The organism is Brucella intermedia LMG 3301 (assembly GCF_000182645.1).
GTDB classification, from domain to species: domain Bacteria; phylum Pseudomonadota; class Alphaproteobacteria; order Rhizobiales; family Rhizobiaceae; genus Brucella; species Brucella intermedia.
The window spans coordinates 2,580,324-2,604,449 of sequence record NZ_ACQA01000001.1 but is presented as its reverse complement, the minus strand read 5'-3'; the positions used below and the strand labels follow the sequence as shown (position 1 = coordinate 2,604,449).

The following is a 24,126-nucleotide window of genomic DNA, read 5'->3' as shown; positions in this document are numbered from 1 at the left end:
TTTTCTGTCAGCTAGCCAGGGGCAAAAACCGCCGGGCACAAAACCTCTAGGGCAGCCGAGAAAAATCCTTTGGGCCGCCGATCCGTGGGCGGGCTTATAGATCAGCTTTGGGGCGGCGTCAACGTGGATTCTGCCCCAAAGGTCGATCATAGAGCCGCAAATCCGGCCCAAAAGCCCAATAAAAGCCCAATAAAAGCTCAGCGGAAGCAGCCGGAGACTTCCGCGACGCTCTTATCGGGGCAGCCTGTCGGCCACCAATCCGATCAATCAGCGATTCTTGAACGATGGCGTACGCTTGTCGATGAAGGCCGCCATGCCCTCCTTCTGGTCTTCCGTCGCAAACAGGGAGTGGAACTGGCGACGCTCGAAACGAAGCCCTTCGCTTAGCGTCATTTCATAGGTGCGGTTGACCGCTTCCTTGACCATCAGCACGGAAGGACGCGAGAAGGATGCAATGCGTTCGGCGGCCTTCAAAGCCTCTTCCAGCAGTTCCTCCGGCGCGACCACCCGCGAGACCAGGCCGCTGCGTTCGGCTTCCGCCGCATCCATCATGCGTCCGGTCAGGCACATATCCATTGCCTTGGACTTGCCCACATAGCGGGTGAGACGCTGCGAGCCGCCCATGCCAGGCATGACGCCGAGGGTGATTTCGGGCTGGCCGAACTTGGCGTTGCTGCCGGCAATGATGAAATCGCACATCATGGCAAGTTCACAGCCGCCACCCAGCGCATAGCCCGAAACCGCCGCGATGATCGGCTTGCGGACACGGTCCACCTTCTGCCAGTCGGCGAACATATCCTGAAGATAGGCGTCCACGAAATCGATAGGCTGCATTTCCTTGATGTCGGCACCGGCGGCAAAAGCCTTTTCGGAGCCGGTGAGGACGATTGCGCCGATCTTGCCGTCCGCATCGAAAGCGCCGAGAGCTTCCGTCAATTCCTCAAGCACCTTGCGGTTCAGCGCATTGAGCGCCTGCGGACGATTGAGACGAATGAGGCCCACGCTGCCGCGTGTCTCAACGATGATCGTTTCATAGGCCATGAATTTGAACTCCTCCATCAACGGCTGGCTGGTTGGCGGGCAAAGTGGACTGGCAGGACTTCTTTTTCAAGCATTCATTGCTGGCAGGACGCACAGAAAAAAGTCGAACGTCCCGACTGTACCGCCCGTTCCACAAAGCCTTTGCAGGCAGGATTTCGGCAAGGCTCGCCCTCGCGCCCATAGACGGAGAAGGAGTGCTGGAAATAGCCGAGCGCGCCATCTGCCTGAATATAGTCCTTGAGGGTTGAGCCGCCTGCGGCAATGGCTTCCGCAATCACCGTTCGAATGTCGGAAGCAAGCCGCTCCATGGTTTCGGGGTCCTGTGCGACGGAACCGGCGGCACGCATCGGCGACAGGTGGCTGCGCCAGAGCGCCTCGCAGACATAGATATTGCCGAGACCGGCTATCAGCCGCTGGTCGAGCAGCGCGGCCTTGAGGGGTGCCTTGCGGCCAGAGAAGAGTTCCGACAGGACAGCGCCCGAAAGCAGATTGCCCGTCGGCTCTATGCCGAGGCCCGCAAGCAGCGGATGACTGTCGAGCGTGCCTTCTTCGGCAAAGAGCATGAAACCGAACCGTCGCGGATCGTTATAGACCACGCGGGCAGAGCCACCATCGGCACGCTGAAGGTGGAACACCACATGATCATGCGCACTCAGCTTGGAACGCTCGTGATGGAACTGACCGGGCGTATCGCCACCCTCATCCGTCTCGATGCGAAACGACCCCGACATGCCCAGATGGCTGATGACGGAAAGGCCGTCATCAAGATGGATCGTGAGATATTTTGCGCGGCGCCCAAGCGCTGAAATGCGCCGGCCCGAAAGACGTTGGGCAAAACGGTCTGGAAAGGGAAAGCGCAGGTCCGGGCGGCGCTGTTCGACCTGGCTGACGGTCGCGCCTTCCATGACGGGCTGCAGACCACGGCGAACCGTCTCGACCTCTGGTAATTCGGGCATTGAAAACTCATCCTGAACAAGAGCCGTGCATCGGCTTTGTCCTTATATGTTGAGTTTTGCCCGCAATGCCAAGATGCTCAGCAATTGGTGCAGGGGATCGTGTTCGTATAGCGCGGCGCCAGATAATAGGTTTCGCTCATCGGAATGCTCGTCGAAATCCATGAATTGAGGGGCTTGTAGTCAAGTTCGACATCGACCTTGATGAAATAAGAACCTTCACTCACGAGCGTGGAGGGAATAGTGCCGGTGCTACCCTTCTTGACGGCAAAATCCGCCGCATTGGCGTAGGACCAGTCGACTTTCGGCGTCAGGTTGTTGGCGGCGCCATCGATCCTGATCGCGGTGATCCTTATCTTCGGGCTGGTCCGCCCATAGGGCAGAAGCGAAGTCCGGCTGATATTGAACATGTCGTCGAGATCATTCTTCGTGACCGACAACTGGCGGGCGACCAGATCGGCAAGGGCGCTCGCCGAGCGCGACACTTTCTTGTTCGTGTCCACCCCATCGGCAAGGTCGACGGAACCCAGGTAAATCAGAAGCAGGAGCGGCGCGATGAGCGCGAATTCAACCGCTCCCAGGCCGCGCCGGTCACTCAGAAAATTCCGAAGATAGTTACGCATGACAATGATCGCTCCGGTGATCGCTCTGGTGATCCCTCTGGAATGCATCCCGAAAAGTTTGAACCGGTTTCGGGGCGCGTTGGTTATCTCAGTTCGGGAAAGGCTCGTTCTGCCAGGTAAGCGTTGCAAAAAGCGGCATCTTGCCGCCTGCAGCATGGGGACTTTGCATCAGATAGAGGATGTTCGTCAGCACCGGCCATGCGTAAACAACGTTGAGCTGGTTGATGGTGGAGGTTCCGCTCGTCCCGGTAATGCCAGTCCGCGTGAGCTTGCCCTCTTCATCGAGAATCGTGTCCGTCGGAACCTGGCCGAACCCTTCATAGGTTCCAAGATTGAACGAAAGATTGGGACAGCCGGACGCGACCATGAACTGCATCTGCTGGCAAAGTTCATTGCGCAGGGCGTCCACGCTGACCGGAGCGTCTTTGATCTGGATGCCTCCGATCCTGCCCGACATCTGCAACTTGCGAGCCACGGTCTCCGTCGCATTGGCTATGACCTGGCGTGCCGCAAAACTTACGCCGATCTCGATCGTCGCGAAGACGATGAGGAGGAACGGAACGATGAGCAGCACGAATTCCACCGCTGCCACGCCATTTTGCGCACGAGGGAAACGGCGCAGGCATACGCCCACCCGCGCAAGGCGACGCGCCAAGATTTCCAAAGTCATAACCCCACCCAATTCTGCCTGAACTCGATCAAGAATTCGATTGGGCGTATAGTTACAACAGGACAACCTGAAAGAGTATTAACGCAAGCGCGGCCTCACGCATGAATATCGCTATTTGTCGTCGAAGCCGTTCTTCGTCGAAGCTTTTTCGCAATAGGGGGTGCAGGAAAGCGTTTGCACTTCGGCCTGCCGATAAATCCGCGTCGTTCCGCGTGTGTTGCGGGAGACGACCAGTTCACGGTCGAGGATCGGTTCGCCCTGCTTGTCCATGACGACAATATTGGTGACGCCGAAATCCTTGCCAGTCAGGACGATGGTCTGCGCGTCCTGAACCACTGCATCGGCAATCGACGGATTGCCGATCACGACGCTGTCGGCGGGACGCGCCAGCCGCAAAATCCGCGCCTGGCTGGTTTCAAGGGCGATATAGTCTTCCGCGGATGCCTGTGCGACCGCAATCACGGCCATGAAAGCCGCGCCCATGGCAGGCACCACGCCGAAGCCACCCAAAGAAAACAAACGACGCCCCACGCGACATTCCCCCGCTGATATAATGGGCCAAGCTCATAAAGCCCCATCAATATAATGAGCAAAGAATGAACGGGATTGGTGAAGGAAGAATTAAGTCGCCACCCATCAGTGCAGACCGCGCCCGCAATTCGCCAAAGATTAACCAATCGCGCGATTGCCGCCGTCTCGCGAGCGTTGCAGCACTTCGTTAACCATACCTGTTAAGAGGGCCACAATTCCTCTCTCCTATGCTTCAGCACATCCGAAATTAAAGCGCACTCCCAAAAACCAGCGCGATCGGGACAGCGAGGAGCATGCGATGCCGACATTGATGACGCGTTTCATGAAGAACAGGGCCGGTTCGACAGCGATCGAATATGCGCTGATCGGCACGCTCGTTTCCATTGCGATCATAAGCGGCGTTGCGCTCATGGCCGGCAGTGTCGGCGACAAATTCAACGAAACGGCGAGACAGTTCGAACAGGCGACGAACCGCTAGGCATAAGAACAATTCCGTGCAGGCGGTGGGGTGACAGTTGACGCGGGGGCGGCAATGACAGCAATGGCCATGACGGCAACAGTTATGACGGCAATCTTCGCTCTGGCAATGGTGACGGCCATGGTCACCGACCTGACGTCGATGACGATCCGCAACCGTGTTTCCATCGGGCTGACCCTCGGTTTTCTCCTGCTCGCGCCACTTTGCGGCATTTCCCTTTCCGATTTCGGCTGGCATCTGGCGGTTGGCGGCATCGCGCTCATCATCACCTTTGCACTCTTCTGCCTTCGCGCCATGGGTGGCGGTGACGCTAAGCTGATCGCGGCGACGGCCTTGTGGTATGGCCCCGATCCCAGCCTCATGGATTATCTCGTGATGGTTTCGATCCTCGGCGGCGTGCTCACGCTCACGATCATCCTCTACCGGATGGTTCCGCGCCCGCTTCTGGCTGACCGCTTTGCATTCATGGGCACGCTCGCCCGCAAGGATGTAGGCATTCCCTACGGCATTGCGCTTGGCGCTGCCGGTCTTTGGACATTTCCGCTGACGCCCGTCGGAGAATCGATGAAAGCCTATATGGCGGGGATGTTCTGAACGCTTTGGCGCACAACGCCTACGTGTAATTTCAATCTTTCTTTATGCGAATAAGATTATATTAACCATAATTACACGATTGCCAGTGCAATTTTGGAACACGTCATCAAGGCGTGGGGATTTGCGCGGGGCATATCATGAAATCAGCTCGACTGCTCATTTTAGGAGTAGCCGTTCTTGCGGCTGGTGGCGCTGGCTATATTGCCATGAACCTTGCCACGCCGCCGCCTGCGCCTGTCGTCGCCGCGCCTGAAGCACCGCAGATCAAATTGGAGGACGTGCTCGTCGCCACCGAAAATCTCGGTGTCGGCGCGGAGCTCACATCGCAGATGCGCTGGCAGCCCTGGCCGGCCGAGGCTATCAGCGAAGGCTATATCACACGCGCGAGCGAACCCGATGCCATCAATCAACTGAGCGGCGCCACGGTCCGGCTGCAGTTCTTCACGGGCGAACCGATCCGCAAGGCCAAGCTCATCGGTCCGGGACAGAGCTTCATGTCGTCCATCCTGCCGCCCGGCATGCGCGCCGTCGCGACGCAGATCAATGCCGAAAGTTCGGCGGGCGGCTTCATTCTTCCCAATGATTTCGTCGATGTCATCATGACCCGCCGCAAGCCGGACAATGGCGACAAGTCGCTCACACCCTTCACCACCGAAACCGTGCTGCAGAATGTGCGGGTTCTGGCAATCGACCAGGCGATCCAGGAAGACGAGCAGGGCCGCAAGGTCATGGTTGGCCAGACCGCGACGCTGGAAGTGACGCCGGAACAGGCCGAAATCATCACCGTTGCCCAGCAGATGGCAGACCGCCTGACATTGGCGCTTCGCTCGACACAGGATGTCGAGGACAGGGATATCAAGCAGGCGGACTATCTGGTTTCTTCGCCCACCCGCAGCGGGACGGTCAAGGTCATCAAATCCGGCAGCGTTACAGAAATAGGACCGCGCTCATGAGAAAGACAAACCGCGTGCGCCCATATTCCGCAAGGATCGCGCTGTTGGCCGGCGCGCTTGCCACCGTTTCCCTGCCGCTTGCCGACATGACCGCAATGGCGGCGGCAGGCATCGTAAAGGTTGGCAGTCAGCAGCGTTCGCAGACAATCAAGCTCGGCCTCAACAAATCGGTTGTCCTCGATCTCCCGCAGGACGCCTATGACGTTCTCGTCTCCAATCCGACGATAGCCGATGCTGTGACGCGCACGTCGCGGCGCATCTATCTTTTCGGCAAGCAGGTCGGACAGACCAATATCTTTGTCTTCGGACAGAATGGCGAGCAGGTCGCATCGATCGATGTCGAGATCGAGCGGGACGTGAGCGGGCTTTCGTCCCAGCTGAAGCGCCTCATCCCGGGTTCCGATATTCGCGTCGAACTCATCAACGACAATGTGGTGCTGACCGGAACCGTGCAGACCCCGCAGGACTCGGCGCAGGCCGCAAAGCTTGCCGGTCTTTTCGTTTCCGGTGGCGAAGCAACAACCGGTCAATATTCAACCACGGCCTCGGCGCCGACCGATGGCGGCGGTGTCGCCATCAACAATCCCGACTGGGGGCGTCGGCAGAGCGCCATCGTCAATATGCTCACCATCGTCGGCGAGGATCAGGTGACGCTGAAAGTCACCGTCGCCGAGGTCAGCCGCTCCGTCATGAAGCAGCTTGGCGTCAACATGACCGGAAGCGGTGTATCGAACGGTATTTCCTATGGGGGGATTTCCGAGAATATCGCAGGCGCCATTGGCAACAACCTTTCCGATACCGGGTTCGGCCTCGCGACGAGCAACTTTTCCGCCTATCTGCGGGCGATGGAATCGGCAGGCGTGATGAAGACCCTCGCCGAGCCTACCTTGACCGCAATCTCCGGTGAAAAGGCGGCTTTCAATGTCGGCGGCGAATATAATGTCATCAACAGCGTGACCTATGACGACGACGGAAAACGCACCAATCAGCTGGCCAAGATCAATTATGGCATCGGTCTGGAATTCATGCCGACCGTGCTGGGGCCGGGACGCATCAGCCTGAAAATCAGAACCTCCGTCTCGGAGCCGACAACGGAAGGCGCCGGCACGACAAACAAGATGGAAGGCGTGGGCGCGAGCGTCCTGTCGCTGCGAAAGCGCGTTGCCGACACGACTGTCGAACTGCCGTCCGGCGGTTCCATGATGATCGGCGGCCTGATCCGCGATGAAGTGCGCCAGTCGGTTTCCGGCTTTCCGGGCCTCACCAAGATTCCAGTCCTCGGCGCGCTGTTCCGCAGCAAGGATTTCATTCGCAACGAATCCGAACTGGTGGTGATCGTCACGCCTTATCTGGCGCGACCGGTCGCCCGCCAGCAGCTTGCGCGGCCTGACGACAATCTCAACCCGGCCAGCGATGGCGCGGGATACATCCTCGGCAAGGTCAATCGCGTTTACGGCACGATGGAAACAAAATTGCCGCCCGGTCGCTACAACGGCGTCGTCGGTTATATCTACAAGTGAGCGGGGACAGATCATGACCTATTCAGTCAGAGGCTTTTGCAGGATTTCCGCCCGACCAGCGCTCGTCGCCCTGTCGCTGGCTCTTCTTGCGGGGTGCGCGAACCGCCAGCACGTCACCGTGGGCGCGCTACCGGACGATTACCGCACCAATCACCCGATCACGATTGCCGAGCGGGAACAGGTTACCGATATTCCGATCGCACAGGCCGACCAGAAGCTGAGCCCGATGCAGCGCGGCATCGTTCAGGGCGCAATCGCCAATTACCGGCGCAGCGGCTCCGGCATGCTTTATGTTCTGGTGCCTTCAGGCGCGTCCAATCAGGCCGCCGCATACCGGCTGAGCACAGAGGTAGCGGCAACGCTGCGGCGCAGCGGCATCAAGGCAAACAATATCGCCATCGAAAACTATCCGGTCGAAAGCCCGGACGCGGCAGCCCCGATCCGCATCAGCTATTATGCGATAACGGCCGGCACGACGCCGTGCGGCCGCTGGCCGGATGACCTCGCCAGCACCCCTGAAAACAAGCATTACGCCAATTTCGGCTGCGTCTCGCAGAACAATCTGGCCGCGCAGGTCGCCAACCCGGCCGATCTTCTTGGGCCGCGCACCATGACGCCTATCGATTCGGATCGCGCGACGGCACGACTCAACGGCAATCAGGGCTATGTGAAAATGTCGCCTGCGCAGACGCAAAACTGGCGCGAACCCCGCAGCCAGCAGGCCGAGTATTAAGAGGGCGCCATGAGCAACTTCGCGTTCGAACCGGAGGACGAAGCACCGGAAACAGGCCGTGCGCCGATCATGCTTGAAAATGTGCGCCCTATTCCGCGCATTTCCATCCAGGCTTTCTGCGTGAACGAAAGCGTCGCGATTCCGATCGAGCGCGCAGGCGGCGACCGGCGCATGGCAAAGACCCATCTGAAAGTCATGATGGGCGGCGTTGCGGCTGCAATCGAATTCTATCAGACCGCCTCCACACCCAATCTGATCATCGTCGAATCGGCGTCCGAACCCAATGTGCTGCTCGAAGAATTGCAGCAGCTGTCGGAAGTCTGCGATCCCGGCTCGAAGGTCATGGTCATCGGCCATTCCAACGAAGTCTGGCTTTATCGCGAATTGCTGCGGCGCGGCGTTTCGGAATATATCGTGGCGCCTGTGTCGCTCGCCGACATTCTGGCCATCGTCTCATCGATCTTTCTCGATCCAGGTGCGGAACCGCTTGGCCGCTCCATCGCCTTCATCGGCGCGAAAGGCGGCGTCGGCGCATCGACCATCGCCCATAATGTCGCCTGGTCGATCTCCAATATGTTCCGGCACGATGTCGTGCTGGCGGACATGGACCTGCCCTTCGGCACGGCGAATATCAACTTCGATCAGGACCCGACGCTCGGCATTGCCGATGCTGTCTTTTCACCGGAACGCATTGACGAGGTCTATCTCGACCGGCTGCTCGTCCAATATGGGGACCATCTGTCGATCCTCGCGGCACCTTCGAGCCTGGAGCGGACATTCGACTTCGCCGAAGACGCCTTTGCCGAACTGATCGACGTCGCTCAGCGCAGTTCTCCGCTGGTCGTGCTGGACGTAGCTCATGGCTGGAGCGGATGGACGCGGACCACCCTGATGCGCGTCGATGAAGTGGTGATCGTCGCAACGCCCGATCTTGCCAATCTTCGCAACACGAAAAACCTCCTCGACACGCTGGCGCAGCTGCGCCCCAATGATGTGAAGCCGCATCTCGTCCTCAACCAGATGGGCATTCCGAAGCGGCCGGAAATCGCAATCGCCGATTTTGCGGAACCGCTCGGCATCGATCCCATCGCCACCATCGACTTCGATCCGCAACTTTTCGGCAATGCCGCCAATAATGGCCGGATGATCGCGGAGACCAATCCGGAAAGCCCGATTGCCGAAGCCATCAGCCACATTGCGCATGTCGTGACCGGCAGGGCCGATGTGCAACCGCGCAAGAAGAGCGGCATATCGAGCCTGTTGGGCAAGTTTGCACGCAAGACCAAGTAACGGCAGGGAATCATGTTCGGCAGAAGAGGCAACGATACGGGAAACAGGCCGGAAAGCGGAACGCGACCGCCCGCGCCCAAACCTGCCGCGCCAGCCGCCATGCCCGCACCGGCCCAACCGGCCATGCAGCCATCCCGCACGCAGGCGGCCCAGCCGGGCACGCTCGCGAAAACATCCGGGCCGACGGGCTCGCATCAGCCCGGCACGCAGCAATCCAGCGGTCATGGCCGCGAAAAGACCGAGAGCTATTACGACACCAAATCGCAGGTCTTCTCGGCGCTGATCGATACGATCGACCTGTCGCAATTGTCCCGCATGGCGCCCGATGCCGCGCGCGAGGAAATCCGCGACATCGTCAATGACATCATCGCCATCAAGAACTTCGTCATGTCGATTGCCGAGCAGGAGGAACTGCTCGATGACATCTGCAATGACGTGCTGGGCTATGGTCCGCTGGAGCCGCTTCTTTCCCGCGACGACATTGCCGATATCATGGTGAACGGCTCGCGCCGGACCTATATCGAAGTGGACGGTCTGCTGCAGGAAACCGGCATCCGTTTTCGCGACAACCAGCAGCTTCTCAACATCTGCCAGCGCATCGTTAGTCAGGTCGGACGACGCGTGGACGAATCGAGCCCGATCTGTGACGCCCGCCTGCCCGACGGTTCGCGCGTCAACGTCATTGCACCGCCGCTGTCGCTCGACGGTCCCACCCTGACCATCCGCAAATTCCGCAAGGACAAGCTGACGCTCGACCAGCTGGTGCGGTTCGGCGCGATATCGAATGCCGGGGCGGAACTGCTGCAGATCATCAGCCGGGTGCGCTGCAATGTCATCATTTCCGGCGGCACCGGTTCAGGCAAGACCACGCTTCTGAACTGCCTGACACGCTATATCGACGCGCACGAACGCATCATCACCTGCGAAGACTCGGCAGAACTGCAATTGCAGCAGCCGCATGTGGTGCGTTTGGAAACCCGCCCGCCCAATCTGGAAGGCGAAGGCGAAGTCACCATGCGCGACCTCGTGAAGAACTGTCTGCGCATGCGGCCCGAACGCATCATCGTGGGCGAAGTGCGCGGACCCGAGGTATTCGATCTCCTGCAGGCCATGAATACGGGCCATGACGGTTCGATGGGCACGATCCACGCCAACAGCCCGCGCGAATGCCTCAACCGCATGGAAGCGATGATCGCCATGGGCGGCTATGTGCTGCCCCAAAAGACCGTGCGCGAGATCATCGTCGGTTCGGTCGATATCATCATCCAGGCCGCGCGTCTGCGCGACGGCTCCCGCCGCATCACCCACATTACGGAAGTGGTGGGGCTGGAAGGCGACGTCATCACGACCCAGGACCTCGTTCTCTACGATATCAAGGGGGAGGACGCTTCCGGCCGCATTCTCGGCAGCCACAGCTCGACAGGCATCGGGCGTCCCGCCTTCTGGGAACGCGCCCGCTACTATAATGAGGATAGCCGCCTTGCCTCCGTGCTCGACGGCATGGAAAGGGCCAGTGCATGACAGGGTCCGCCAGCATTGTGATGTTCGTGGTGCTTGCCGTCATCGCCTGCGCGGCTTTGTTCTATGCGCTCTTTTATGAAAAGCTCGGCAAGAAGGATCATGCGGCGCGCCGCTTCGAAACCGTGCGCAACAGCGGTTCGGAACGGGCGATAACGCGCAGCGAACGCGACAGAAATGCCGACATCCAGAAGCGCCGCAAGCAGTTGCAGGACAATATCAAGGATCTGGAAGCCCGGCAAAAGCAGCGCGAGAAGAACCAGAAATATCCGCCCCTGCGCATTCTGCTGACCCAGGCGGGGCTCACGCTCACCTTGCAGAAATTCTATCTTTATTCCGGTGCGGCTGCGTTTTTCGCCACATTCGTCGCACTGCTTTTCGGCGCGCCGCTGCTTTTCCTGCCGGGTATAGCGATTGCCGGTTTCTTCGGCCTGCCGCGCTGGTTTGTGCTGCACAGGCGCAAGCAGCGACTGAAGAAGTTCCTCGAGGAATTTCCCAATGCGCTCGATGTCATCGTGCGCGCGACCCGCGCCGGGCTCCCGCTCAATGACGGCTTGCGGCTCATTGCGAGCGAGGCGGTCGAACCGGTCAAAAGCGAGTTCAAGAAGGTCGTCGAGGCGCAGCAGATCGGGCTTTCCATCCCCGAAGCGGTCGGCAAGATGCCCGATTCCATGCCCTGCCCCGAAACCAATTTCTTCGCCATCGTCATCCAGATACAGGCACAGGCGGGCGGCAATCTTTCCGAGGCGCTCAACAATCTTTCAAAGGTTCTGCGCGACCGGAAGAAGATGAAGGCCAAGGTCAACGCGCTTTCCATGGAAGCCAAGGCTTCGGCTGCCATTATCGGCGCCTTGCCCTTCATCGTCATGGTTCTCGTCTACCTGACAAGCCCGCTCTATATGACGCTGCTTTTCACGTCTTCGACCGGCCATATGCTTCTGGGCGTTGCAGCCGTGCTGATGCTGACGGGCATCTTCATCATGAAGAACATGATCAACTTCGATATGTGAGGCACCGGATATGTTTTCTCTCCTCACACAGAAATTGTCCGATCCCCAGTTTCTGATCGGCGCGCTGATCATGGTCGCGGTCTTTGCTACCGTGGTGACCATCCTCCTGCCGGTACTGAGCGGCAGCGCGCTCAAATCGCGCATGAAATCGGTCGCCACCGAACGCGAAGCCATTCGCTCACGCGAGCGGGCCCGTCTGGCCGCCGAAAGCGACCGTCGCGGCAGCCTGCGTCATCAGCAGAAGCCCGGCATCCGGGAATTCGTCGAAAAGCTTGATCTCAAACGGGCTCTGGCCGACGAAAAGACGGTCGCTTCGCTCCGGCAGGCTGGCTTCCGAGGGCAAAACCCGCTCAACATCTTCCTGTTCCTGCGTTTCGTGCTGCCGTTCGGGGCAATGGCCATTGCCGCCATCTACATTTTCGTGCTCGGGGTGCTTGCCGATCAGACGTTCTTCGTTCGCCTTCTCGTCTGCATTTTTGCAGGCTATGCGGGTTTTTACGCGCCCAACCTCTACGTCTCGAATCGCGCAACCAAACGCAAGCAATCCATCCGGCGGGCCTGGCCGGATGCGCTCGACCTGATGCTGATCTGCGTTGAATCGGGCATGTCCACCGAAGCTGCCTTTCGCCGGGTGGCTGACGAAATCGGCATCCAGTCCGTCGAGCTTGCCGAAGAACTGATGCTGACCAATGCCGAGCTTTCCTTCCTGCCGGAACGCCGTCAAGCCTATGAAAATCTCGCCAATCGCACCGGTCTGGAACCGGTGAAATCGGTCACGCAGGCGCTGATTCAGGCCGAGCGTTACGGCACGCCGGTCGCGCAGGCGCTGCGCACACTTTCTCAGGAAAGCCGCGACCTGCGTCTGCTGGAAGCGGAAAAGAAGGCTGCGGCCCTGCCGCCGAAACTTACCGTTCCGATGATTGTTTTCTTCCTGCCGGTGCTCTTTATCGTCATCCTAGGTCCGGCCTTCATCCAGATATCGGCGCAGGGCGGATTGTTCGGCGGAAACTGATAGGGGGGTCAGCCTTTCGGCTTGTCCTTGAGCATGTTCCAGGAGTTCTGCTGCGCGAGCATTGACCGGAGATAATCCGTATTGGCCTTTGCCTGTTGCGGAGAAATCTCTTGCGCGGCAATCGCCTCGGCTTCCTGAAAGCGGCCTTGCAGACCGACCGACAGGGCGAGGTTCTGGCGCACGCGGCTATCGGCACCGGGCGCGGCTGCGGCCTGTTTGAAATAGGTTTCTGCCGTCCGGGCATCACCGGCCAGAAGATAGGACATCCCCATATTGGAGATGATCGACGGTTCATTCGGCTGAAGCTGCAGCGCCTTCTGATAAGTCGCGCGAGCTTCGTCCTTCCTGCCCATCTGGTCGAGGATGGCACCCTCCGCGGAAACCAGCTTCCAGTCGGGATAGGCCGGGTTCTGCGCGCGGCGAATGGCGTCGAGCGCTCCGTCGAACTGGCCCGCACCCGCAAGCGCCTTGCCATAGGCCGCAAGAACAGCCTGATCCTTCGGGTAGACGATGGCGAGCGCCCGCATGACCGCCAGCGCCTGATCGTTGCGGCCAAGGCGGCCCAGCACATTGGCATAGTTGAGCGCGGTCTGGCGGTCCTTCGGATTGCGTTCATATTGTGCGCCAAGCCGCCCGGCCATTGCGGCAAGCTGCGCGTCGTTCATGTGATCGAAAGTCGCGACCGTTGCCGCGCGGCGCACCGAGCCTGTCGTCGTCCGGTCAACCGATGTGCAGCCGGAAAGAACCAATGCCGAAAGAATGCAGGCGAAGCCAAGACGTGTTGCGATAGCGTCTTTTCGAGCGATGTTCAGCATCCCGCCTCTCCTGCCGAAGCGTGTCGTGACCCGACATGCTTCAGTCTCTCGTTTCATGCATGTCTCATCCCGAAACCGGTTCGGGGTTTGGAGACATGATCAAGGCCGGACGATGCGCCCATGCCCCCTCAAGCCCAATTCCTGATAAATCAATAATCTGTTAACCCTAATGATTGGTTAACAAAGCGATTGCGGTTTTGGTTTCCGCGCGGCAATAATCGCGCTATCTGTTTGTTTTGGCGCGCATCTTGTCCGGAAACCGTTTCACATTTTTCGGCATGCGTTATCTGCTTGTTTTTATGAACTTCCGACAAAATCCCAGCGCTTTTGCCGGACATCGCTTACTTGCCAGAAAGAGCATCATGTCTGTCGAACTTCTTTCCCGAAAATCCGAACAAAGCCGCCCCATCTGGTTTACGCCGAAGGGCGGTCTGGAAACTTCCGGCCTTCCCGCCGGGGCAGTTGCATGGGCCAAGGCCAATGGCTTTGATGGCGAAGCCGGACGTGTGCTCGCCCTCCCCGGCGCGGACGGATCGGTATCGGGTGCACTGTTTGGGACCGGCGATGAAAAGACCGGCCAGTCGCAGCTTCTGGCCGGAAAGCTCGCGCGCAGCCTCCCGGAAGGCGACTGGCATATCGAAGGCACGGTGGACGATGCAGCGCTTGCGGTTCTGGGCTTCCTGATGGGCGGCTATGATTTCACGCGTTATCGCAAGACCAATGGCAAGGCGGTCCGACTGGCCTTGCCGGACGGCCTGGACGAAGCCGAACTCCGCCGCATCGCCGGCGCGGTGACGCTGGTGCGCGACCTCATCAACACGCCGACCAACGACATGGGGCCGGATGCCCTCGAAAACGCCGCCCGTGAACTGGCGAAAAAATACAAGGCCGACATTGCCGTCACGGAAGGCGATGCGCTTCTGGAAAAGAACTTTCCGATGATCCATGCGGTCGGTCGCGCTGGCGCCATTGCGCCGCGCCTGATCGATCTTGGCTGGGGCAAGGCGGGCGACCCGAAAATCACTCTGGTCGGCAAGGGCGTCTGCTTCGATACCGGCGGTCTCGACATCAAACCGGCAAGCGGCATGCTCCTGATGAAGAAGGACATGGGCGGAGCCGCCAATGTGCTGGGTCTCGCCTCCATGGTCATGGATGCGCAATTGCCGGTGCGGCTGCGGGTGCTCATCCCGGCCGTGGAGAACTCGATCGCCGGCAATGCCTTCCGACCGGGCGACGTTCTGCAAAGCCGAAAAGGACTGACCGTCGAAATCGGCAATACCGATGCGGAAGGCCGACTGGTCCTTGCCGACGCCCTGACGCTGGCCGACGAGGAAGAGCCTGAACTCGTGATCGACATGGCGACGCTGACGGGGGCTGCGCGTGTCGCGCTTGGCCCCGACCTGCCGCCATTCTATACGCATGATGACCGGCTTGCCGCTTCCATCGCCCAATGCGCGGAAGCGACAGCGGACCCGCTATGGCGCATGCCGCTCTGGAAGCCCTATGCGCAAAAACTTTCCTCGCGGATCGCCGACGTCAACAATGTCACCACCGACGGGTTCGCCGGATCGGTGACGGCAGCGCTTTTCCTCAGCAAATTTGTCGAAAAGGCTCAAAGCTGGGCCCATTTCGACATTTTCGGCTGGGTGCCGGTTGAAAAGCCCGCCTCTCCGGTCGGCGGCGAAGCGCAGGCAATACGCGCTCTTTACCAGCTTTTGAAGGAACGCTATCCGGCGCGCTGAATCCGCTTGCCTGAAACGCCGAAAGCAGATTGAATAAAACGGTTCCGAAACAATCCCCGTTTGGGTGGGACCGGATGCCAATTGAGCTGAAGCCGTTGCAGGCGCTGACATTGCTGAGAACCCTGTCGCTGGAACAGGTGCGTGATGAGATGCCCGATCTCACCACGCGGCAGACAGCCATTCTCCTGACCATCTATCTCGAGCCCCCGCCGCATACAGTGCGGGGACTCGCGGCGAAACTGAACGTCACCAAGCCGGTTATCACCCGCGCGCTCGACACGATGGGCGCGCTTGAGTTCGTCTCCCGGCATCGTGATGAAAAAGACCGGCGAAATGTGCTAGTAAAGAGGACGGTCGCCGGTGCACTTTATGTCGAAAAACTGGGCGATCTGGTGATCGCCAAAGCCAGGGAGTTACCACTTTGACCATGCTCGACCGCCGTCTCAACGCCTACCGTCCCGACCTCGCCGATGAAAGGCTGACCGGTCAGGTGGAAGCTGCGCGTTTTGCCGCCGGAACGCCGATGCAGGTTTCCGCCCCGGTTGTCGATCTGCGGGGCGAACCGCGCATGGACAGCGGGCCGCAGACCCAGATGATCTTTGGCGATTCCGTCCGCGTCTTCGAGGAAATGGACGGCTGGTCGTGGGTGCAGGCCGAACGCGATGGTTATACCGGTTACGTCTCCTCTGCCGCGCTGGAACGTCCGGCAGGCGAGGCCACGCATATGGTGGTGGTGCCGCGCACCTTTGTTTATCCCGGCTCCGATCTCCGTTTCCCGCACACCAAGGCGCTGTCGCTCGGTTCACGCCTGCGCATCGTCGGGGCTGCCGAGACGCGCGGCACGAAATATGCGCTGCTGGAAAGCGGCGAGGCACTGATTGCAAGTCATCTTGCCCCGGTGAGCGAACATGCGGCGGATTATGTGACCGTTGCCGAAACGCTCCTCCACACGCCCTATCTGTGGGGCGGTACCTCGGGTTTCGGCATCGATTGTTCCGGCCTCGTGCAGCTCTGCATGTGGGTGGCGGGCAGAAAGGTTCTGCGCGATTCCGACATGCAGCAGGATGCGCTCGGTGAAATCGTCGAGCCCGATGCGACCTATTCAAATCTGCAGCGCGGCGATCTCGTCTTCTGGAAGGGCCATGTCGCCATCTGCGCATCGCCCGACATGCTGATCCATGCGAGCGGCCATACGATGACGGTTACGCTGGAACCGCTGCAGGACGCGATCAAGCGCATCGCCTATCTCTACGATCTGCCGACACTTATCCGCAGACCCTGAAAACAAGACAGGGAATTCATGAAGGGGAAGACGACATCAACGATAGCCGCCTTGCTGATCGGCCTTGTCTTGTCTTTTCCTTCCCCCGTTTCGACTGAGAAGGTTGCGCGCATGGCCATTCCAGCCTCGCCTCCCACCTTTGCCGAGGTCAACGGCATCGAAATGTATTACCGGATCGTTGGCAAGGGATCGCCAATCCTGCTCATTCCCGGCGGTCTGTCCGACCAGCACGTGTGGGATGCCCAGCTGCCGATTCTCGCGCGTCATCACATGGTGATCGTTGCCGACAGTCGCGGACAGGGGCGCTCCACCCGCACCAAAGATCCCATTACCTACGGGTTGATGGCCGACGATTATGTGGCGTTGCTCGACTTTCTCCGCATCGACAAGGTTGATCTCGTCGGCTGGAGCGATGGCGGCATTATCGGTCTCGATATCGCCATGCGTTATCCTGAACGGCTGAAAAGCCTGTTCGCGCAGGCGGCGAACGTGACGCCTGATGGCAATACCGGCTATGCCGAAGCCCGCGCAGAGGGAAAGCCGATACCGGAACTGCGCCACTATGAGAGCATCGACAGGGAAATCCATGCGCTGTGGGCAAACGAGCCGAACTATACCGGCGAGGAACTCTCGGACATTCGCGTGCGCACGGCGATTGTGATCGGCGACCATGATACGGCCATCTCGCGCGAACATACGGAATTCATCGCCAGCCAGATACCGGGCGCGCAACTGATTATCCTGCCCGATGCCGGACATGGGGTGCCGGTCGAAAATCCGCGCCTTTATGCGCATACGGTGCTGCGCTTCATTGACGGCAAGAACGCCGACCAAGTGAAGACCGCGAGCCGGAAAAGCTAAACCCGGTTCGGCAATACGCGGTCGGGGGGACGATGCCCGTCGACAAAAGCCTTGATATTGATGATGACCTTGTCGCCCATGTCGATGCGGCCCTCCATGGTGGCCGAGCCCATATGCGGCAGCAGGACGACCTTGCCTTTTTCCGCAAGGGCCAGCAAACGCGGATTGACCGCAGGTTCGTTCTCGAACACGTCCAGACCGGCGCCGGCCAGCTTGCCCTGCTCAATCAGGTCGATCAGCGCATTCTCGTCGATGATCTGGCCGCGGGCCGTGTTGACCATATAGGCGGTCGGCTGCATCAGCGCGATGCGACGTGCAGAGAGCAGATGGAAGGTGGCAGGCGTGGACGGGCAGTTGACCGAGATGATGTCCATCCGGGCCAGCATCTGGTCGAGACTATCCCAATAGGTCGCCTCCAGCTCCTCCTCCACCTGCGGATTGACGCGCTTGCGGTTGTGATAGTGAATGGAAAGCCCGAAAGCCTTGGCGCGGCGGGCGACGGCCGTGCCGATGCGCCCCATGCCGACAATGCCGAGGCGCTTGCCCCAGATGCGCCGTCCCAGCATCCAGGTCGGCGACCAGCCCGGCCACTGCCCGTGGCGCTCACCGAGCACATTGGCGCCTTCCACCAGACGTCTTGGCACCGAAAGCAGAAGCGCCAGGGTCATGTCCGCGGTGTCCTCGGTGAGGACATTCGGCGTATTGGTGACGGTTATGCCCCGCTTTGCAGCGGCGGTGACGTCGATATTGTCCACGCCGTTGCCAAAATTCGCGATCAGCTTGAGATTGGGACCAGCCTGTTCGATTGCCGCGGCGTCGATGACATCCGTGATGCAGGGCACCAGAACGTCCGCCTCTTTCATCGCAGCGATGATTTCCGGCTGATTCATGCGGTGGTCGTCTATATTCAGACGCGCATCAAACAGTTCCCGCATCCGGGTTTCCACTGGGTCCGGCAATTTTCGCGTAAGAACGACCAGCGGTTTCTTCTTGTTCGACATCTCCACCCCATTGTTGAGCAAAGCCCCTGGAACGGCCTGTATTGTAACCAACCGACAGGGCGCCCTCCAAGAAATTTCCTGCACATTTCCAAGGGAAACCTACTCCCACATTTCCCGAAAATGCGTTAACCGAAGCTTCATGTTGAGACCTCCTTAACCAAGGCGGTGCAATATGGGATATTGCTTCGGCTGAACATCTCTATCAAGGCGAAGCGGCAAAGACAAAGAAAAACCGGAAACTTCAGGCGCCTACCGGAAAACCTGCAATGGCTTTCCGAAGACAGGCGTTAAAAATCAAATAACTCGGTCGGATATCGATCTGTAACGCACAGATGGATGCACGATCTGAAAACAGGACGGCACCGTCGCCTCGCAGCCCCCTTAAACTGCCGAAGCCGCTACCGTTCTGTCGTGACAGGACGGCGAGAGGTCGCAGTTTGTACAGAGTACTTTCGCAACGCTTCATGATGGCCACGCTTGGCTTTCTGGCATTTTTTCTCTTTCTGGCGCCGCTTGGCGCCTCCCAAAACCATGGCGCACAGGCTGCGGAGCCCGCCGGCACCTCCGTGGGCGCCAGCGGGCTCCCCGTACCGCGTTTCGTCAGCCTTAAACCGGCCCGCGTCAATCTGCGCGTCGGACCGGGGCGTGACTATGCGGTTTCATGGCTTTTCATGAAGGCTGGATTGCCGGTCGAAATTATCCAGGAATACGATAACTGGCGCCGTATCCGCGATGCGGACGGCACGGAAGGCTGGGTTTACCAGTCGCTGCTCTCCGGCAAGCGAACCGCCATTACCGCCCCATGGCTCAAGAACAATCAGGGTTCGATGATCAATATGCGGCGCGATGCCAGCGAGACATCGGGGCTTGTCGCCGAGATTGAGCCGGGCGTGGTGGGGACCGTGCGCGAGTGCACCGGTCAATGGTGCCGCCTGGACATGGGCGGGGTCCGTGGCTGGATAAAGCAATCGGACCTGTGGGGCGTTTATCCTGGCGAAGTTTTCGACTGACCCCTCTCCTGGGGAACTGACCGAGTTGGACTTCGCACGGCGGGGCGAAAACCGCCCCGCTAAACAACGCAAATGTCACCAGGCCGGGATCACCGACCCCTTGAACGTCGTGGCAATGAATTCCTTCACTTCGCCGCTGTGATAGGAGGAAATCAGGGTTTTCACCCAGTCGGCATCCTTGTCTGCAGTACGAACGACAAGGATATTGATGTAGGGCGCCTTCTCGCCTTCCCGCACCAGCGGATCGGTTGCCGGATTGAGGCCTGCTTCCATGGCATAGTTGGTGTTGATGACGGCGGCATCGACATCTTCCATCGAACGCGGAAGCTGTGCGGCATCGAGCTCAACGAATTTGAGGTTCTTCGGGTTCTCCACGATATCGAGAGCGCTGACCTTCAGCCCCTTGGACGGATCGAGCTTGATGATCCCGTTTTCGGCAAGCACGAGCAGAGCGCGTCCGCCATTGGTCGGATCATTGGGGATCGCAATCGTCGCGCCGTCGGCCAGCTCCGAAATATTCTTCAGTTTCTTCGAATAAAGCCCCATGGGAAAGTTGACGGTTTCGGCAACGCTCACAATGTCGAAGCCGCGATCGGCGACCTGATTGTCGAGATAGGGCTTGTGCTGGAACGAATTGGCTTCCAGCGCGCCATCCGCAAGCGCCATGTTCGGAATGACGTAGTCAGAGAATTCCTGAATATCGAGTTCCAGGCCGTTCTTCCCGGCGACTTCCTTGACCTTTTCCATGATCTGGGCGTGCGGCCCCGGCGTGACCCCGATCCGGACGGTCTTTGCGAAGGCGCTGCCAGCGGTGAACACGGCAAGAATGGTTGCCGCGACGAGTAGTTTACGCATGATATCTCCTTGGTGCAGGCCCGACTTTAACGTGGGAGGCGATTCAATCGGGACATCAGAATTTCTTCCCTTTTCAGCCCCAAGCGCGCCAATAGGCAACAAAAAAAGCGGCCATGGCCGCTTTCTTTCATTCCCAATCGAAAAAAGACGCCGTTACTGGCCCTTGCGGCGCAGGCGAACAATGATGTCGACATTGACGATTTCCATGCCGTCCGGTGCGTCAGGCATATTGGCAACCGTAGGCTGGCCTTTTTCACCGTGTGGAATATCGAACACGACATTTTCCCCTTCGAGGAAGAAATGCTGGTGATCCGAGATATTCGTATCGAAATAGGTCTTCGAGCCCTCGACTGCGATAATGCGCAGCATACCGGCTTCCGTGAACTGGTGCAGCGTGTTGTAAACCGTTGCCAGCGACACCGGCACGTCGGCCATGACGGCCTCTTCGTGCAGGTCTTCCGCAGACAGATGGCGATCGCCCTGCGCGAAGATCAGGCTCGCAAGCGCAACGCGCTGGCGCGTCGGACGCAGGCCCGCGCGGCGGAGCTGCTCTTCCATCGAGACCGTCGAGTGGGTATGTGAAGACTGCATATTCACCGTTGGTACCGTCACAAGCTTGTTGCAAAATCATCAATCGTCAAACGGGCTGTTGCCCATTGCATACTGACATTGATATATGCCGTTGCGAAATAACTATCAATAGCCTTGGGAAATGCGCGGTTTTTCGGATAAACCCCGGATTAATCCAATGCATGATTTTACTGCCGGAAACAGTCTGTGGTAGGGATGTTCCGGTGAAACCTACAATCGGGCCGGATTGCCGGTCGATACAGAATGAACCTCAAGGGAGGCGTAATGGCAGAACAGAAATCAAGCTACGGGTATGAAGAACTCCTGGCCTGCGCGCGCGGCGAGATGTTCGGCCCCGGCAATGCTCAGCTTCCCCTGCCTCCGATGCTGATGGTCCATCGCATCACAGATATTTCCGAAACCGGCGGCGAGTTCGACAAGGGCTATATCCGCGCCGAGTATGACGTGCGCCCGGACGACTGGTATTTCCCATGCCATTTCATGGGCAATCCGATCATGCCGGGCTGCCTCGGCCTGGACGGCATGTGGCAGCTGACCGGCTTCTTCCTCGGCTGGCTGGGCGAGCCGGGCCGCGGCATGGCCCTCTCCACCGGTGAAGTCAAGTTCAAGGGCATGGTGCGCCCGCATACCAAGCTTCTTGAATATGGCATTGATTTCAAGCGCGTCATGCGCGGCCGCCTCGTGCTCGGCACGGCTGACGGCTGGCTGAAAGCCGATGGCGAAACCATCTACCGGGCAACCGACCTGCGCGTCGGCCTGTCGAAGGACAGCGAGGGCCAGTAAGGCGCCCCAATCATCATCATTCACGAGCGCGACTGCAAAAAAGTGAACAGTTTTCATGCGGCCGCGCTCAAAACATGCGAAGATCGCACCTATGTAACCGCGAACAGGCGGCAGTCCGCATGACGGCACGTCGCTCACGGATCAGGTGTAAAGGAGAACGCGATGCGGCGTGTGGTCGTAACGGGTATGGGGATCGTATCCTCGATTGGTAACAACACCGAAGAAGTCACGGCTTCGCTGCGTGAAGCGAAGTCCGGTATCTCCCGCGCTGAGGAATATGCCGAACTCGGCTTCCGCTGCCAGGTGCACGGTGCCCCGAATATCGACGTCGAAGCGCTCGTCGACCGGCGCGCGATGCGCTTCCATGGCCGCGGCACGGCCTGGAACCACATTGCCATGGATCAGGCGATTGCCGATGCGGGGCTTGCCGACGAGGAAGTTTCCAACGACCGCACCGGCATCATCATGGGTTCCGGTGGCCCCTCGACACGCACCATTGTCGATTCTGCCGACATCACCCGCGAAAAGGGCCCCAAGCGCGTCGGTCCGTTTGCCGTGCCGAAAGCCATGAGCTCGACGGCTTCGGCGACGCTTGCGACCTTCTTCAAGATCAAGGGCATCAACTACTCGATCTCCTCGGCCTGCGCGACGTCGAACCATTGTATCGGCAATGCGTTCGAGATGATCCAGTATGGCAAGCAGGACCGCATGTTCGCGGGCGGCTGCGAAGACCTCGACTGGACGCTTTCGGTCCTGTTCGACGCCATGGGCGCCATGTCGTCCAAATATAACGACACGCCGTCGACCGCATCGCGCGCCTATGACAAGAACCGCGACGGCTTCGTGATCGCAGGCGGCGCCGGTGTTCTGGTGCTGGAAGACCTGGAAACCGCTCTGGCTCGCGGCGCCAAGATCTATGGCGAAATCGTCGGTTATGGCGCAACATCCGACGGCTACGACATGGTCGCTCCGTCTGGTGAAGGCGCGATCCGCTGCATGAAGATGGCGCTTTCGACCGTCAAGACCAAGATCGACTATATCAACCCGCACGCGACCTCGACCCCTGCCGGCGACGCACCGGAAATCGAAGCGATCCGCCAGGTCTTTGGTTCGGGCGATGCATGCCCGCCAATTGCCGCAACCAAATCGCTGACCGGCCACTCGCTGGGTGCCACAGGCGTGCAGGAAGCGATCTATTCGCTCCTGATGATGCAGAACAATTTCATTTGCGAAAGCGCACATATCGAAGAACTGGACCCTGCCTTCGCGGACATGCCTATCGTTCGCAAGCGCATTGACAACGCTCAGCTCAACACCGTGCTCTCCAATTCCTTCGGATTTGGCGGCACCAATGCAACGCTGGTTTTCCAGCGTTATCAGGGCTGAGGGAGAGGGAAAATATGGAAGGTCTGATGAAAGGCAAACGCGGCCTCATCATGGGGGTCGCGAATAATCACTCACTCGCCTGGGGAATTTCAAAACAACTCGCAGCACAGGGTGCAGAACTCGCCTTCACCTATCAGGGCGATGCGCTGGGCAAGCGCGTGAAGCCGCTTGCCGAACAGGTTGGTTCGGATTTCGTGCTGCCTTGCGATGTTGAAGATATAGCATCGGTCGATGCGGTCTTTGCCGAAATCGAAAAGAAGTGGGGCAAGCTCGATTTCATCGTTCACGCCATCGGCTTTTCCGACAAGAACGAATTGAAGGGTCGCTACGCAGACGTCACCACGCGCGAAAACTTCAGCCGCACCATGGTGATTTCCGCCTACTCCTTCACGGAAATGGCACAACGCGCCGAAAAGCTCATGAAGGACGGCGGCTCGATCCTGACGCTGACCTATGGCGGATCGACCCGTACCATCCCGAACTACAACGTCATGGGCGTTGCCAAGGCGGCACTTGAAGCCATGGTTCGTTATCTTGCCGCCGATTACGGCCCGCAGGGCATCCGCGTCAACGCGATTTCGGCTGGCCCGGTGCGTACCCTGGCCGGTGCCGGCATCGGCGATGCACGCGCGATCTTCAGCTATCAGCGCCGTAACTCTCCGCTGCGCCGCACCGTCGATATCGACGATGTTGGCAAATCGGCAGTCTATCTGCTGTCCGATCTTTCGAGCGGCGTTACCGGCGAAATTCACTATGTGGATTCCGGCTACAACATCGTCTCCATGCCCACACTGGAAGAGCTGAAAAGCTCCGACGCCGAACGCGGCGAGTAAGCCGCTTCACTCAATAAAAAACCCGGCAGAAATGCCGGGTT

27 protein-coding genes are annotated in these 24,126 nt (G+C 59.2%); 17 read left to right on the top strand and 10 right to left on the bottom strand.

From position 1 onward, the window contains the following. Positions 1 to 267 precede the first annotated feature (267 nt). The 5 genes from OINT_RS12510 to OINT_RS12490 all read right to left on the bottom strand — a co-directional run bounded on the left by OINT_RS12510 (position 268) and on the right by OINT_RS12490 (position 3,818). Positions 268 to 1,041: an enoyl-CoA hydratase gene (locus OINT_RS12510; protein ID WP_006473077.1), complete on the bottom strand. Its 774-nt coding sequence runs from the start codon at positions 1,039 to 1,041 to the stop codon at positions 268 to 270. Between the two features lie 74 nt (positions 1,042 to 1,115). After that, positions 1,116 to 1,997 (bottom strand): bifunctional DNA-formamidopyrimidine glycosylase/DNA-(apurinic or apyrimidinic site) lyase, encoded by an 882-nt coding sequence (gene mutM / locus OINT_RS12505; protein WP_006468186.1) that lies wholly within the window; start codon positions 1,995 to 1,997, stop codon positions 1,116 to 1,118. A 77-nt stretch (positions 1,998 to 2,074) separates the two neighbouring features. Beyond that, a complete protein-coding gene (locus tag OINT_RS12500; protein WP_006473078.1) occupies positions 2,075 to 2,617 on the bottom strand; it encodes a TadE/TadG family type IV pilus assembly protein in 543 nt (180 codons plus the stop codon). 88 nt (positions 2,618 to 2,705) lie between these two features. Next, positions 2,706 to 3,287: a TadE/TadG family type IV pilus assembly protein gene (locus OINT_RS12495; protein WP_039852834.1), complete on the bottom strand. Its 582-nt coding sequence runs from the start codon at positions 3,285 to 3,287 to the stop codon at positions 2,706 to 2,708. A gap of 111 nt (positions 3,288 to 3,398) precedes the next feature. Continuing rightward, positions 3,399 to 3,818, bottom strand: a complete 420-nt coding sequence (locus OINT_RS12490) for a pilus assembly protein N-terminal domain-containing protein (protein WP_006468183.1) — start codon at positions 3,816 to 3,818, stop codon at positions 3,399 to 3,401. 298 nt (positions 3,819 to 4,116) lie between these two features. Between OINT_RS12490 and OINT_RS12485 the strand changes: the two genes are divergently transcribed. The 9 genes from OINT_RS12485 to OINT_RS12445 all read left to right on the top strand — a co-directional run bounded on the left by OINT_RS12485 (position 4,117) and on the right by OINT_RS12445 (position 12,926). Next, positions 4,117 to 4,296, top strand: a complete 180-nt coding sequence (locus OINT_RS12485) for a Flp family type IVb pilin (protein ID WP_006473080.1) — start codon at positions 4,117 to 4,119, stop codon at positions 4,294 to 4,296. 54 nt (positions 4,297 to 4,350) lie between these two features. Then, positions 4,351 to 4,890 (top strand): A24 family peptidase, encoded by a 540-nt coding sequence (locus OINT_RS12480; RefSeq protein WP_230349476.1) that lies wholly within the window; start codon positions 4,351 to 4,353, stop codon positions 4,888 to 4,890. A 137-nt stretch (positions 4,891 to 5,027) separates the two neighbouring features. Continuing rightward, complete coding sequence (gene cpaB, locus OINT_RS12475; RefSeq protein WP_006473082.1) at positions 5,028 to 5,843, top strand: Flp pilus assembly protein CpaB; 816 nt, start codon at positions 5,028 to 5,030, stop codon at positions 5,841 to 5,843. Further along, positions 5,840 to 7,363: a type II and III secretion system protein family protein gene (locus tag OINT_RS12470; RefSeq protein WP_006468179.1), complete on the top strand. Its 1,524-nt coding sequence runs from the start codon at positions 5,840 to 5,842 to the stop codon at positions 7,361 to 7,363. The genes cpaB and OINT_RS12470 overlap by 4 nt, the downstream gene beginning before the upstream one ends. A gap of 13 nt (positions 7,364 to 7,376) precedes the next feature. Then, the gene (locus OINT_RS12465; protein ID WP_006468178.1) at positions 7,377 to 8,096 is read left to right on the top strand and encodes a CpaD family pilus assembly protein; all 720 of its coding nucleotides are present in this window, start codon (positions 7,377 to 7,379) and stop codon (positions 8,094 to 8,096) included. Positions 8,097 to 8,105: 9 nt separating this feature from the next. Continuing rightward, positions 8,106 to 9,386 (top strand): AAA family ATPase, encoded by a 1,281-nt coding sequence (locus OINT_RS12460; protein ID WP_006468177.1) that lies wholly within the window; start codon positions 8,106 to 8,108, stop codon positions 9,384 to 9,386. 12 nt (positions 9,387 to 9,398) lie between these two features. Continuing rightward, positions 9,399 to 10,907: a CpaF family protein gene (locus tag OINT_RS12455; RefSeq protein ID WP_006468176.1), complete on the top strand. Its 1,509-nt coding sequence runs from the start codon at positions 9,399 to 9,401 to the stop codon at positions 10,905 to 10,907. Continuing rightward, positions 10,904 to 11,914 (top strand): type II secretion system F family protein, encoded by a 1,011-nt coding sequence (locus tag OINT_RS12450; RefSeq protein ID WP_006468175.1) that lies wholly within the window; start codon positions 10,904 to 10,906, stop codon positions 11,912 to 11,914. The genes OINT_RS12455 and OINT_RS12450 overlap by 4 nt, the downstream gene beginning before the upstream one ends. 10 nt (positions 11,915 to 11,924) lie before the next feature. Further along, positions 11,925 to 12,926, top strand: coding sequence for a type II secretion system F family protein (locus tag OINT_RS12445; RefSeq protein ID WP_006468174.1), 1,002 nt, complete (start codon positions 11,925 to 11,927; stop codon positions 12,924 to 12,926). An 8-nt stretch (positions 12,927 to 12,934) separates the two neighbouring features. On the opposite strand, the gene OINT_RS12440 is transcribed toward OINT_RS12445, so the two are convergent. Both OINT_RS12440 and OINT_RS23585 read right to left on the bottom strand, forming a co-directional pair. Then, positions 12,935 to 13,741, bottom strand: coding sequence for a tetratricopeptide repeat protein (locus OINT_RS12440; RefSeq protein ID WP_006473084.1), 807 nt, complete (start codon positions 13,739 to 13,741; stop codon positions 12,935 to 12,937). 149 nt (positions 13,742 to 13,890) lie between these two features. Further along, positions 13,891 to 14,079, bottom strand: coding sequence for a hypothetical protein (locus OINT_RS23585; RefSeq protein WP_128570183.1), 189 nt, complete (start codon positions 14,077 to 14,079; stop codon positions 13,891 to 13,893). 24 nt (positions 14,080 to 14,103) lie between these two features. Here OINT_RS23585 and OINT_RS12435 point away from each other — a divergent pair, with 24 nt between their 5' ends. The 4 genes from OINT_RS12435 (at position 14,104) to OINT_RS12420 (ending at position 17,626) form a co-directional block, all read left to right on the top strand. Next, a complete protein-coding gene (locus tag OINT_RS12435) occupies positions 14,104 to 15,483 on the top strand; it encodes a leucyl aminopeptidase family protein (RefSeq protein ID WP_006473085.1) in 1,380 nt (459 codons plus the stop codon). A gap of 74 nt (positions 15,484 to 15,557) precedes the next feature. Beyond that, the gene (locus OINT_RS12430) at positions 15,558 to 15,908 is read left to right on the top strand and encodes a MarR family transcriptional regulator (protein WP_006473086.1); all 351 of its coding nucleotides are present in this window, start codon (positions 15,558 to 15,560) and stop codon (positions 15,906 to 15,908) included. Positions 15,909 to 15,910: 2 nt separating this feature from the next. After that, positions 15,911 to 16,765: a C40 family peptidase gene (locus tag OINT_RS12425; RefSeq protein ID WP_172491112.1), complete on the top strand. Its 855-nt coding sequence runs from the start codon at positions 15,911 to 15,913 to the stop codon at positions 16,763 to 16,765. Between the two features lie 18 nt (positions 16,766 to 16,783). Beyond that, a complete protein-coding gene (locus tag OINT_RS12420) occupies positions 16,784 to 17,626 on the top strand; it encodes an alpha/beta fold hydrolase (RefSeq protein WP_006468169.1) in 843 nt (280 codons plus the stop codon). Here OINT_RS12420 and OINT_RS12415 read toward each other — a convergent pair. Beyond that, complete coding sequence (locus tag OINT_RS12415) at positions 17,623 to 18,627, bottom strand: 2-hydroxyacid dehydrogenase (protein ID WP_006473087.1); 1,005 nt, start codon at positions 18,625 to 18,627, stop codon at positions 17,623 to 17,625. The genes OINT_RS12420 and OINT_RS12415 overlap by 4 nt on opposite strands. A gap of 464 nt (positions 18,628 to 19,091) precedes the next feature. On the opposite strand from OINT_RS12415, the gene OINT_RS12410 reads away from it, so the two are divergent. Further along, positions 19,092 to 19,637, top strand: a complete 546-nt coding sequence (locus OINT_RS12410) for an SH3 domain-containing protein (RefSeq protein WP_006473088.1) — start codon at positions 19,092 to 19,094, stop codon at positions 19,635 to 19,637. A 75-nt stretch (positions 19,638 to 19,712) separates the two neighbouring features. Here OINT_RS12410 and OINT_RS12405 read toward each other — a convergent pair whose 3' ends face one another. Together OINT_RS12405 and irrA are read right to left on the bottom strand one after the other, a co-directional pair. Further along, positions 19,713 to 20,492, bottom strand: coding sequence for a MetQ/NlpA family ABC transporter substrate-binding protein (locus OINT_RS12405; protein ID WP_006473089.1), 780 nt, complete (start codon positions 20,490 to 20,492; stop codon positions 19,713 to 19,715). A gap of 153 nt (positions 20,493 to 20,645) precedes the next feature. Further along, the gene (gene irrA, locus OINT_RS12400) at positions 20,646 to 21,083 is read right to left on the bottom strand and encodes an iron response transcriptional regulator IrrA (RefSeq protein ID WP_025090646.1); all 438 of its coding nucleotides are present in this window, start codon (positions 21,081 to 21,083) and stop codon (positions 20,646 to 20,648) included. Positions 21,084 to 21,347: 264 nt separating this feature from the next. On the opposite strand from irrA, the gene fabA reads away from it, so the two are divergent. The 3 genes from fabA to fabI all read left to right on the top strand — a co-directional run bounded on the left by fabA (position 21,348) and on the right by fabI (position 24,085). Next, a complete protein-coding gene (fabA, locus tag OINT_RS12395; RefSeq protein ID WP_006473091.1) occupies positions 21,348 to 21,866 on the top strand; it encodes a 3-hydroxyacyl-[acyl-carrier-protein] dehydratase FabA in 519 nt (172 codons plus the stop codon). 162 nt (positions 21,867 to 22,028) lie between these two features. After that, positions 22,029 to 23,252 (top strand): beta-ketoacyl-ACP synthase I, encoded by a 1,224-nt coding sequence (fabB, locus tag OINT_RS12390; RefSeq protein WP_006468163.1) that lies wholly within the window; start codon positions 22,029 to 22,031, stop codon positions 23,250 to 23,252. A gap of 14 nt (positions 23,253 to 23,266) precedes the next feature. Further along, on the top strand, positions 23,267 to 24,085 hold the full coding sequence (fabI, locus tag OINT_RS12385; protein WP_006468162.1) for an enoyl-ACP reductase FabI: 819 nt from the start codon (positions 23,267 to 23,269) through the stop codon (positions 24,083 to 24,085). The last annotated feature ends 41 nt before the right edge of the window (positions 24,086 to 24,126 follow it).

Coding starts and splice junctions, on each gene's coding strand:
- OINT_RS12510 (WP_006473077.1), bottom strand. CDS start 1,041: ATGGCCTATGAAACGATCATCGTTGAGACACGCGGCAGCGTGGGCCTC.
- mutM (WP_006468186.1), bottom strand. CDS start 1,997: ATGCCCGAATTACCAGAGGTCGAGACGGTTCGCCGTGGTCTGCAGCCC.
- OINT_RS12500 (WP_006473078.1), bottom strand. CDS start 2,617: ATGCGTAACTATCTTCGGAATTTTCTGAGTGACCGGCGCGGCCTGGGA.
- OINT_RS12495 (WP_039852834.1), bottom strand. CDS start 3,287: ATGACTTTGGAAATCTTGGCGCGTCGCCTTGCGCGGGTGGGCGTATGC.
- OINT_RS12485 (WP_006473080.1), top strand. CDS start 4,117: ATGCCGACATTGATGACGCGTTTCATGAAGAACAGGGCCGGTTCGACA.
- OINT_RS12480 (WP_230349476.1), top strand. CDS start 4,351: ATGACAGCAATGGCCATGACGGCAACAGTTATGACGGCAATCTTCGCT.
- cpaB (WP_006473082.1), top strand. CDS start 5,028: ATGAAATCAGCTCGACTGCTCATTTTAGGAGTAGCCGTTCTTGCGGCT.
- OINT_RS12470 (WP_006468179.1), top strand. CDS start 5,840: ATGAGAAAGACAAACCGCGTGCGCCCATATTCCGCAAGGATCGCGCTG.
- OINT_RS12465 (WP_006468178.1), top strand. CDS start 7,377: ATGACCTATTCAGTCAGAGGCTTTTGCAGGATTTCCGCCCGACCAGCG.
- OINT_RS12460 (WP_006468177.1), top strand. CDS start 8,106: ATGAGCAACTTCGCGTTCGAACCGGAGGACGAAGCACCGGAAACAGGC.
- OINT_RS12455 (WP_006468176.1), top strand. CDS start 9,399: ATGTTCGGCAGAAGAGGCAACGATACGGGAAACAGGCCGGAAAGCGGA.
- OINT_RS12450 (WP_006468175.1), top strand. CDS start 10,904: ATGACAGGGTCCGCCAGCATTGTGATGTTCGTGGTGCTTGCCGTCATC.
- OINT_RS12445 (WP_006468174.1), top strand. CDS start 11,925: ATGTTTTCTCTCCTCACACAGAAATTGTCCGATCCCCAGTTTCTGATC.
- OINT_RS12440 (WP_006473084.1), bottom strand. CDS start 13,741: ATGCTGAACATCGCTCGAAAAGACGCTATCGCAACACGTCTTGGCTTC.
- OINT_RS23585 (WP_128570183.1), bottom strand. CDS start 14,079: ATGTCCGGCAAAAGCGCTGGGATTTTGTCGGAAGTTCATAAAAACAAG.
- OINT_RS12435 (WP_006473085.1), top strand. CDS start 14,104: ATGTCTGTCGAACTTCTTTCCCGAAAATCCGAACAAAGCCGCCCCATC.
- OINT_RS12430 (WP_006473086.1), top strand. CDS start 15,558: ATGCCAATTGAGCTGAAGCCGTTGCAGGCGCTGACATTGCTGAGAACC.
- OINT_RS12425 (WP_172491112.1), top strand. CDS start 15,911: ATGCTCGACCGCCGTCTCAACGCCTACCGTCCCGACCTCGCCGATGAA.
- OINT_RS12420 (WP_006468169.1), top strand. CDS start 16,784: ATGAAGGGGAAGACGACATCAACGATAGCCGCCTTGCTGATCGGCCTT.
- OINT_RS12415 (WP_006473087.1), bottom strand. CDS start 18,627: ATGTCGAACAAGAAGAAACCGCTGGTCGTTCTTACGCGAAAATTGCCG.
- OINT_RS12410 (WP_006473088.1), top strand. CDS start 19,092: ATGATGGCCACGCTTGGCTTTCTGGCATTTTTTCTCTTTCTGGCGCCG.
- OINT_RS12405 (WP_006473089.1), bottom strand. CDS start 20,492: ATGCGTAAACTACTCGTCGCGGCAACCATTCTTGCCGTGTTCACCGCT.
- irrA (WP_025090646.1), bottom strand. CDS start 21,083: ATGCAGTCTTCACATACCCACTCGACGGTCTCGATGGAAGAGCAGCTC.
- fabA (WP_006473091.1), top strand. CDS start 21,348: ATGGCAGAACAGAAATCAAGCTACGGGTATGAAGAACTCCTGGCCTGC.
- fabB (WP_006468163.1), top strand. CDS start 22,029: ATGCGGCGTGTGGTCGTAACGGGTATGGGGATCGTATCCTCGATTGGT.
- fabI (WP_006468162.1), top strand. CDS start 23,267: ATGGAAGGTCTGATGAAAGGCAAACGCGGCCTCATCATGGGGGTCGCG.